The organism is Marivita sp., from assembly GCF_020055675.1.
In the GTDB taxonomy this organism is placed as follows: Bacteria; Pseudomonadota; Alphaproteobacteria; order Rhodobacterales; family Rhodobacteraceae; genus Marivita.
In genome coordinates this window covers 1-9623 of the sequence record NZ_JAIPUS010000050.1, presented here as the reverse complement: position 1 = coordinate 9623, position 9623 = coordinate 1, and the positions used below count along the sequence as shown (strand labels likewise).

Genomic DNA, 9623 nt, shown 5'->3' with positions numbered 1-9623 from the left:
TCGGGAAATAGGGCTCAAGACGCGCCATCTGCGCATCCGTCAGCCAGAAAAGATCAGACATGTTCACCGCTCGTTTTCGGTCGGTGAATCACGCAAACCAGCGGAAATCAATGGGTCCTGAGCCTAGTGAGGATGATTGTCCAGTGACACTTTGAATTGAAATTACTCAGTGTCAACTGGCCTTTTTAAGGGGAAAAGATGTTCGGGTATCGGAATGTCCGAAAAAAAGTTCGGCGCAAAGGGATTGAATCGAACTGGTGCATCGAATTGCAATTTCACGTTTCCCACGTCGCCGGCGAAAGATGCTTCGGCCAATCCCATGTTCGGGTTCAGAGATGGAGATCCATCCTGAACCAGCCGGAACCAGGACCAGAGCCCTTTGTATGTCTCATTGAACACCGCGCGAGAACGCGCAAAAAACTGCAAGCTCAAATCGTTGTCCTGAAGTCCGGCAACTGGCCAAGTTTGCTTCTCCCAAAATACCGGTCCATGCTGAAACTTGTGCAATGTCACACCTGAAGAAACTGCCAGCTGGCTGAGGGTGTTCGACATGAAACCCGTGCGCATTGAGAATTCAAAATAGGGTTTTCCTTCGGTGAACATGGACGCGGTAATCTGGTCAAAACGTTCAAATGCTGTTTTGGCATCCTTCGTTAGGTCAGCATTTCCCGTCAGCAGGAAAGTCGATTTCGGAATGAACACACCATCCTCTGTCTTGAAATGTGACAGATATGTTTTCTCGAAAGCTTTCAGCTTGCCCTCGGGTGCGAACAGATCGGAGAATTCAGTCAGTGGAAAATTCACATCACTGTAAGCATCGAATGGGAAGGTCATTGTCAGTGCCGCGCCGTGAGGCACAATGATCTGTCGCTGCCATTGACCATTGATAAATTCGTAAACGAACTGCATTGCGCGATCATCTAGCGTATCGGCGATACTACGCCCGAAATTGCGAATGATGTCCAGTTCCGAGCGAATGGCAAACGCGTTGAGCACTGCAAGCGGATTGACGCTTTCCGCATTCTGGAAACGCTCGAAGAGAAACTGCCCCGCTCCGTTGGTCGCAGTGCCCGCCTCTTCCAGCCAAAGGGTCACATCGCGGGCATAGGTGAGGAAAAGGTCAAACTGGCTTTTCTGCTCCCCTTCACTGCGCAATGCATCAAGATAGGGTCTGAAAGCGGTCCGGATATTGGACGCCGTTGCGGCCTCGGCGCTGGCCGATGCGGGGGCAAGAACAGGAGAGGCTTCTTCAGTTTCAGGGGCGGGCGTGTCGCCGGGGGCAGGAGCGTTCAGGTACACCTTTATGTCGGTATGTTTGGACAAGCCGCTGGCAAGCCGGTCAATCGGATTCTCGGATGGGTTGGTCAGCGCCTGCATGAGCACCTGCGCATCCCCCCAACTCGCGGCATCGCGTAACTGCAAAGCGGACATGAACGCACTCCAACTGGAGATGTAATCGGCAGTATAGCTTTGAGCCACGCGGCGAAGGATGGCGTTTTCCGTCGCGCTATCAAGTTCTCCGATTACCTCTTCATAACTGGTCAACATTGCCGATAGCTCTGGCATTTGGCCATTTTCGAAAAGCGCATTGAACCCGTCCCGTGTATAGCTACGCGGCACGAGATATATCTGTGGGTCTTCTATGGGCATGAAAACCTCGAAGAACCGCGGGCCAATCAACTGCCGAAGGTCGATCCGCTCTGCATATATGCTGCTTCGCATCAGCGAGGCGTAAAGCAATTCAGCCGTATCCAGCCCTGCAATTGTTTTGGCAACCACTGCCCGCAAGCTCTCGTTGCGTTGCTCAGGCGGTTGATTGAGCGTGAAAAGGTCCTCAAGCGTGGCTGACAGTTGCTTTTGGAAAACCCCGGATACCTCTCCCTGTGCGGCGAGGCCGCTGGAGAAATAATCTATAAGGTCCTCCTTGTAGCGCTGCTGATCGGTGTAGAGTTGCGCTTCTACCGAAGCCAGGCGCATCAGTTGAACACCATCGGCCAATGCGTTGAACGCAAAAGTTTCCTTTTCGATGAAGTCGATCAGCGTGTCCTGCAACCCTTGCGTCAATTCTTCTGCGTAGAGACGCTCATAGGTTTCCTGCATCGACCACCTGGGAAGAAACTGACGATAATGTTGTTCGTTCAACATGTCATAGCCGCTGAGACTGTCTCGGATCGGTTGGAGCATGAGAATACGCTCCACGAGAAAATCACCATCGGTGGTGATGCTGCCGGCATTCAAGTAAAACTCGTCAAAGGCTGCATTGACCTCTGAGTTGACCGCGTCGTAGGTGCGATAGTTTTCCCACAGCGCCAAGCCAAACATCCCCACCAGACCCAAAAGCAGAACTGACCAGAAAGTACTGCTCAGCCTTGCCTGGAGCGTGTAACGCCGGTTTGGCTCTGCAAGGAAGCTTTCCCTATGATAGGCCGTAGCAAGAAGGCCTGCATTTTCTGTGGTCACGCTGTTCGGGGCAGCTTCTTGACTTTCCGTCAATGGAGCGCTGTTGAAGAAACGCAGCCCTGATACTTGGCTCAGTGGGTCCACGGCAGGCATGTCTGCGCGAGCGCCAACGAATGCGATGCTTTGCAGGTTCAGCGGTGTCCGACGCGGCGGCAGGGGCTGTGCCAGCCCGGTCATGCGATCATTGAGCTGCGCCTTGAGCAAAGCAAGCTGTAAAGGCGCATTGAGCAGTGACGCGCAGAAATCCGGGGAAAGTTGTTTTTGCAGCGCGCCCAACTTGGTGGCGGTCAAGCTTTCGGTCAAGTCCTGGAACAGCTGATCGACCTGTGCCGTCAGATCTGGTGCCTCTGGGGACAAGAACCCGCCAAAGATCACGTCAGAGCCCAGATGATCGGTCAGGATGGCCGCACGGGCAACATCCGGCATATGTTCAAGCCCGACGAGCGCAACATGTACAGGTATATCAATACCGACCTGGTTGGTCGCGACATTCAATATCCGGTTGATATTGGGAATATTTCCGGTTTCGGTCGCTGCCGTCTGCATCACGCTGGCAAGCTCGTATTCCACGAACGCCGCGTTGATGGCAAGGCTCGGGCGGTTCTTCATCAGATGCCGCAGCACAATGTTCAGCAGATCAAATGACAGGTCTGTCCCAGGGGCCACCTCAATCCGGTAAGCAACTGCGGTTGGAGAGGTCCAGGTCGTCACGGTCAGACCCTTGTGGACAAGTGGCTCACCAAACGCGACGTAGCCCAGCTCGGCCATCACGGTCGAACGGGTCTGTTTCTCCATGGCAAGGAAAAGGTACCACGGCACCGCCATCCGATTGCGATCGATGATGCGGGCACGGGCACGGGCCTGGCGAAACTGCTTGGCTGCCGCCAGACGCAGCGCCCGAAGCTCAGCCGCCACCGGGTCATGCACCCAGATGCGCTTGCGGTAGAAGAAGACGACAAGGCCTCCGATCATCGAGAGCAGCAGCACTGCGCCAAGCCAGAAAAGATACGGCAGGCCAAAAAGCAAACCGCTATAAAAACGCCAAGCCAAGTAAATGAGTTGCGCGCCCATGAGAGTTGCGAAGACCGCAACTGCGGATTTCATCAAAGTACCGGACATCATTGCCGGGGCCGGGTAACAAGAGTCCCGGTTTCGCTGCTGAAGACAAAATCGATGGCGCTTTCGGTCTCGGCCAAAGAACGACGGTCTTGGAAAGTGGTATAGATTTGATGTCCCATTTGGAAGCGTGCCGCCCAGATGCCCATCGACAGCACGGCTATGGCAGTGATGGCCGCAAGCAGCTTGCGGAATGTCGGAATTTGGCGCTTAGGGGCCTTTGTGTCCCGGATCGCCCGGCCCACGGGTTTGACCTCCTCGGGCTGGGAAACAAGATTGAGGGCGGTCTCGATGCGACTGATCAACCGGTCGCGCTCGTTCTCGGTCCCGCGGGTGTATTTGCCACGATAGCCAAGCTTGAGAAACAGGTAGAGAATTTCAAGGAATTCGCGCAGGGCCTTGGGCTGCAACAAGGCCCGTTCAGCGATGTTGTAGAAACGGTCGCCACCATCGCGAAACCCAAAAAGATCCGCGACCAAGGTGCGGTTTTCCCAGCCGCGTTCCCTACTCCAAGGGCTCAGCATGACGAACTCATCCAGCGTGATGGCAAAGAGCAGACAAAGATTTTCGGCCACCGATGGCGGATAGTCGAGATTGGCGACCCGGTATTTCAGATCGATGATCGCCCGTGACAACTCCATCCGCGTCGTATTGAGCTCTGCACCCGGTGTCAGGCGGTTTAGCACCCCACATACCGCAAGCAGGTCTGCAGCTGCGTTGACAAGTTTGTTGTCGGACCCGGTGTAATTCCGCAGCGCCCGGTCGAGGTTTTGCAGATCATTGGTCGAGATTGGGGAAAGTCGGCTCATTTCAGCAGATGCAGGGTGCCCCGCGATAGCATCTGGCATGAAGCCGGCGTTTGGTGTTTCCGTAGGATGTGCAGTCATGGTCAGCCCAGCATGTAAAGGGTCGCATCCACCGTGGAGATCCGATCATCCACATGCAGGGCCAACGCCTCGCGCTTGTTAAGGAAGCGCTGCCAATGAGCACTGCTGGTGTTTATTGTGAAGAACGCCGCGTCGCTGCGGGATCGAAGTTCTGCTGGAGCTGCCGAAAGTGGTGTGAGATCGACGCCTGGCAAGCCGCGCGAAACAAGCTCCGGCATTGCCGACAACCCTGCAAGCTTGCACGCCAATGGACCCGTTTCTGCCAGCGCCGTTGCCCCGTCTGGACCCGACAGCGCCAGGATTGGACGGCGTTCCTCGGCAAGAACCTGAGAAGGAATGATCAGCCGCAAGAGCCGGCGGGCCTCGAACAGTTCAGTGTTCCATGCCAGTGCCATGACGCTGGCTGGTTTTTCGAGCGTCAGTTTCCGACGCAGGCTCCCCAACACCTCCTCAAAGCTTTCACCCATCTTCTCGGGCTCGAACAGCAATGTTTCCGGGGTCGCCTTGCCAAGGATCGCATCCATCTCCACCGACAGGCTGGCAAGGTGACTGAAAAGCGCGCGGGGCGATATACGGCCCAGATGTTTTGCGTTCTGCAAGACCAGCAGCCAACGGTTGAGCACCTGAAGCTCAAGCCGTTCAGTCATCAGGCTGGCCTCGCTGCGCATACCCTTTTCTGTGGCCACGCGGCCCGCGGCATTTGCCGCCCGCACTCGGGCGAGAGCGATTGTCTCCTCCAAACGCTCCGACAGGATGCGCGCGGCACGCAAATCAATGGCCTGGGGCATGAAAGCGCGATCGAGGATCACCCTGCCTTCGGCAGTTTTCTCCAGGATGCGTGCAATCGCAATAGTGGCGAAACCAGACAGGTCGACATTACCTAACTGCAAACATGCACCCACATCCGCCATTTCGGTCTCTACGGGCTCATTGTCCGGATCGTTCAGATCCCTCAGATCCCGGCGCACCTTTATCATCCGGGCAGTCTCACCTTCCTCGCCAAAATGGGCTGTTCCGGTGATCGCCAGCGGGACTGCGATATGAACGACCTCATCCACCAGCCCGTCAGGGATGTCCATGACCAGTTCCTTGGCAAGCCGAAAGAACAGGCGATCAGGCAGAACACCTGCAGCCATGCGAACCGCGAACTTTCCCATGGCCAGCGCATCCGTGTTCAGCTCCAGCTCGCTGACACCGTAGTCGCCTGCACATAGATCAAGCTGGGCCACTTCGTTGACATAGCGTTGCATGGCGATGTCGAAATGCTGGAAGTGTTGAGGGGCAATGAACATGCCCTCTGACCAGACAATGTTGTTAGACATCACTTACCTCCTCCAAAGAGCCATGCAAGGAGGCCAAATCCCTTCTTCTCGTCTTCGCCCTCTTCTGTGGCATCCACAGGATTACGGAACTGGATCGACACGCCGGACGATGTCACGGAAATTGTCACACCGTTGTCGAGCCGCTCGGCATCAATAGGGACGGCAGCCCGAAACTGCTGGGTGCTGAAATCGGCAAACTCCGCGAAGGCCCCAAGATAGAACACCTCCGGTTCCAGATCGAAGGCCACAAGGCGGGTTTCACCGGGATAAAGCGGAGAAAGACTGCGCTTGTCGAGCACGACACCCGCAAGATCGGGTCCATTGTCGTTGAAGATATCCCAGAAATCCGCGGCCTCGAATTCGCTGCGCGAACTGAGCTGGTAAAGGCGCACCACGATCGGATTTGCGGCATTATTGTATTGATTGACATTCGGCCCTGCCTGAACGCTGAGCGTCTTGTTCACCGGCATTGGTGGTTCTGGCTCCCGGGCGCAGGCCACAAGTAGAAACGCACCAGCAAGCAGCAATATATGATGAGAAGCGCTCATAGTTTACGCATCTCCTCTGAAAACAGCGCCATGAAGGTCCGTCTGAACTCGCCGCTGGCCTTTTTCTTGGCAAATTGCCGGGAGTGAATTTTCCAGTACCGTTTCTGACGGTTCACAAAGTGCGGGATATAGTCATCGTAATCATCTTGCAGGACAGTCGGATCCAGCTCGTTCAGGAATCTCTCGAGCGCCTGTTCCATCGCAGTGGATACCTGCTCTCGATAGTGGCTTGCACGCAGATGAGAGCCCTGAAGCGCTGGCGGCGTTTGATACTGGGTCATTTCCATGACTTCGACCGGGCCAGCAAAGGCCGGTTTCGGCGCGGCTGGCTGAGGATCCGGCTCGGGTCGCGGAGGCTCGCGCATTTCGGGTCCTTCGGCAAACGGGTCAAACATGAGATCGGGATCCAGATCCAACTCACTCGTTGAGAAACCGGTGTCAGGTTCTGGGGGGGCTTCCTCGATCTCCGCATCCGGCAAGAGCGGCGCGTCATTCGAGATGTCGGTTTCAACCACGAATTTCTGCTCTGGAAAATAGCTTTCGGGCTCTTCATCGCGTACCGTTTCCACGATACCAAACAGAAGCCTGTAGCCGGCAAAACTGATAATATCTCCGTCCTTCAGTGCCTGAGGTTGCTTCGGAGGCAGGTATTGGCCATTCATCGTGACCCCGGCGGAACTGATAGCAACAGCTGTATAGCTTCCAGACGGCGTCTTTCCGACGATCAGATGCGTTTGCGATATCGTCTCGGACAGGTCAGGCAGACAGATATCCGATGCAAAGTCACGGCCGATCGTGAACGATGTACCCTTAAGGTAGAACTCGCGTTTCATCACGTTCTCGGTGGGCGGGATCTGCAAAAGCTGGACACTCAGGGTCATGGGAACTCCGCAATGCAGCGCTGCATTTGATTGTCGAAATTTTTCAGAAACAGTGGGTTGGCATCTGTATACCGCTTGGCGAAATGCACACTCATATCTTGGCGGCGAAACGGAATTTTCCGAAACTGATCCTCGGACAGGCCGCGTTTTTCCATGAAATGCGCAAAGATCAGCTCGTATTCGAGAGCGACGTCGATATCCCCTACGATCAGCATGTTCAAAAGCGATTCCGCATCGCGCGGGCGCATCACCACATTATATCCATTGCGGTGCAGGAACTGCCATTTCGAGGTGGCGAATTTCGCGCTATAGCGTGCCGACAAGGCGTCGCCTGCATCATTGGGATCAATGTTGGAATTCAATGGCAGATACCAAGCAAGATCTTCCGAGACGACAGACGCAGAAGGCACAGCATAATTCGCCCGGGCACTGTTGGCCGATCCGACAAAAAACCCGTCAAACCGTCCTGTCTGGGTGCCCAACTGTGCGTCGGCCCAAACGGTCATGTGCAACTCGTAGGGAACATTCATCGCGTCCAAGGCACATCTTACGCGATCCACCGCGACCCCTGTCATCTCGTCGCCCTCGATCATCTGGTAAGGCGGCAAGTCCTGCGTGGCGAGCCTCAGCACTGGTGAGCTTTGGGCCAGCACTTGATCTGGCACAGTCAAGGCGCAAGCACACAGTGCCGTCACCAACACCCAAAACCCACGGAAGATACGTCGTCTCATCGAGATCACTCCATGCTCAGAACAACATCAGATCCGTCATGCGCCACCGTGATCGCGCGCATCGGCTTGTCCTCGATCACCCGGGCGATGCATTCCTCGGCCAGTCGCGGCAGGAACTTCTTGTTGATGATCGCCTCGAGCGCCCGACCACCGGACAAGGGATCGGAATTGGCGCCCACGACATAGTCGATAAAGCTCTGCTCCCAGCCGAACGTCGCCCCGTATTGCGCAGCAATCCGTTTCTTGATCCGGTTGAGGTGGATCTCTGTCAACTTGCTGCCGACCTCCGGCGTCAGAGGGCGATATGCAATCAGTTCAGTCCGTCCGATGAAAGCCGGGCTGAACCAGTCAAGCAGCAACGGACGCAAGTGATCGGCCAGTTCCTGTGAGGTTGGATCATCATCGGACCCCTCAACGTAATCGCGGATCTCTTCGCCTCCAGCATTGGAGGTCATGATGATGATCGTGTTGCGGAAATCGACATCATTGCCTTCGCTGTCAGCGAGATGCCCCTTGTCGAAGATCTGGAAGAAGATGTCCTGGATCTCGCGATGGGCTTTTTCCATCTCGTCGAGCAAAAGCACGCAATAGGGCCGGCGACGTACAGCTTCGGTCAAAACCCCACCCTTGCCGTATCCGACATAGCCTGCAGCAGCCCCCAGGAGCATCGAAACCTTATGGGCCTCCTTGAACTCGGTCATGTTGATCGTCGTGACCGCGTCCTCCCCTCCGAAGAACTGGTCGGCGATGGCCAATGCGGTTTCGGTCTTGCCCACACCCGACGGCCCACACATCAGGAAGACGCCGATGGGCTTGCGCGTGTCCGTCAAGCCGGCACGGGAAATCTTGAGCGAGCGTGCAATGGCCGCAATGGCATCATCCTGCCCGATCACCCGCTCTTTGAGCGTGTCCTCAAGGGCCAGAAGACTTTCCGCCTCGCTGGCACCAAGATTGGCAATCGGAACACCTGTCCAATCCGAGACGACCTCGGCAACCGTGGCCTGCGTCACCCAGGGATGGACAAGAATGACCTCACCCTCTTCCCCGCTCTCGACGGTCGGTGCTACGGTGTCGTCCTCGCCCGAAGCCGCTCGCGCCGCTTGGAGCTTTTGCTGAACTTTCTCTTTCTGTCCTTCCCACATGGACATCCGGTCCGCGACCGTGGCCTGCAGGTCCTCGATGCTGGAGTTCAGCGCAGTCGGATCAAAGCCCGCATCGCCAAACATGCGCGCATCCGCCTCCGACTTGGCCAATTCAGCCTCAACGAAGCGCAGCTCTTCCTCCAATGTCTCGATCTGAACCGGGCGCGCATGCTGCGACAGGGCCACCCGGGCGCAAGCCGTGTCCATCAGGCTGATGGCCTTGTCGGGCAGACGTCGTGAGGGCATGAACCGGATTGACAGATCCACAGCCGCCTTGATCGCCTCTTCGCGCACCAGAACATCGTGATGCTTGCTCAACCCCTCGGCCACGGCACGCAGGATGTTGATGGAGGCATCACGGGAGGGCTCATCGATGGTTATGGGCTGGAACCGGCGTGACAAGGCCGGATCCTTTTCGAAATATTTCTTGTACTCGGCAAAAGTCGTGGCCGCGACAGTCCGGAACTCGCCCCGTGCCAGGGCCGGTTTCAAAAGGTTCGCGGCGTCGTTCTGCCCTTCGGTGCCCCCCGCTCCGA

Annotated in this window: 7 protein-coding genes; all 7 read right to left on the bottom strand. The window is 56.2% G+C overall.

From position 1 onward, the window contains the following. Nucleotides 1-162: 162 nt before the first annotated feature. A complete protein-coding gene (locus LCF59_RS16960; protein ID WP_292288806.1) occupies nucleotides 163-3564 on the bottom strand; it encodes an ImcF-related family protein in 3402 nt (1133 codons plus the stop codon). A 14-nt stretch (nucleotides 3565-3578) separates the two neighbouring features. After that, nucleotides 3579-4385, bottom strand: a complete 807-nt coding sequence (gene icmH / locus LCF59_RS16955) for a type IVB secretion system protein IcmH/DotU (RefSeq protein ID WP_292288805.1) — start codon at nucleotides 4383-4385, stop codon at nucleotides 3579-3581. A gap of 80 nt (nucleotides 4386-4465) precedes the next feature. Next, nucleotides 4466-5785 (bottom strand): type VI secretion system baseplate subunit TssK, encoded by a 1320-nt coding sequence (tssK, locus tag LCF59_RS16950; protein ID WP_292288804.1) that lies wholly within the window; start codon nucleotides 5783-5785, stop codon nucleotides 4466-4468. Beyond that, entirely contained in the window at nucleotides 5785-6333 is a 549-nt protein-coding gene (tssJ, locus tag LCF59_RS16945) for a type VI secretion system lipoprotein TssJ (RefSeq protein ID WP_292288803.1), read from the bottom strand. Before tssJ ends, tssK begins: the two co-directional genes overlap by 1 nt. Beyond that, nucleotides 6330-7166: an FHA domain-containing protein gene (locus tag LCF59_RS16940; RefSeq protein WP_292288802.1), complete on the bottom strand. Its 837-nt coding sequence runs from the start codon at nucleotides 7164-7166 to the stop codon at nucleotides 6330-6332. The genes tssJ and LCF59_RS16940 overlap by 4 nt, the downstream gene beginning before the upstream one ends. A gap of 44 nt (nucleotides 7167-7210) precedes the next feature. Further along, nucleotides 7211-7945 (bottom strand): transporter substrate-binding domain-containing protein, encoded by a 735-nt coding sequence (locus tag LCF59_RS16935; protein WP_292288801.1) that lies wholly within the window; start codon nucleotides 7943-7945, stop codon nucleotides 7211-7213. A 5-nt stretch (nucleotides 7946-7950) separates the two neighbouring features. Continuing rightward, nucleotides 7951-9623: AAA family ATPase (locus LCF59_RS16930; protein WP_292288800.1), on the bottom strand; the 1673-nt coding region annotated here is incomplete at its 5' end.

Bases quoted from the DNA above. Each gene is read 5' to 3' on its own strand.
- tssK (WP_292288804.1), bottom strand. From the start codon at position 5,785: ATGTCTAACAACATTGTCTGGTCAGAGGGCATGTTCATTGCCCCTCAA.
- tssJ (WP_292288803.1), bottom strand. From the start codon at position 6,333: ATGAGCGCTTCTCATCATATATTGCTGCTTGCTGGTGCGTTTCTACTT.
- LCF59_RS16940 (WP_292288802.1), bottom strand. From the start codon at position 7,166: ATGAAACGCGAGTTCTACCTTAAGGGTACATCGTTCACGATCGGCCGT.
- LCF59_RS16935 (WP_292288801.1), bottom strand. From the start codon at position 7,945: ATGAGACGACGTATCTTCCGTGGGTTTTGGGTGTTGGTGACGGCACTG.
- icmH (WP_292288805.1), bottom strand. From the start codon at position 4,385: ATGAGCCGACTTTCCCCAATCTCGACCAATGATCTGCAAAACCTCGAC.
- LCF59_RS16960 (WP_292288806.1), bottom strand. From the start codon at position 3,564: ATGAAATCCGCAGTTGCGGTCTTCGCAACTCTCATGGGCGCGCAACTC.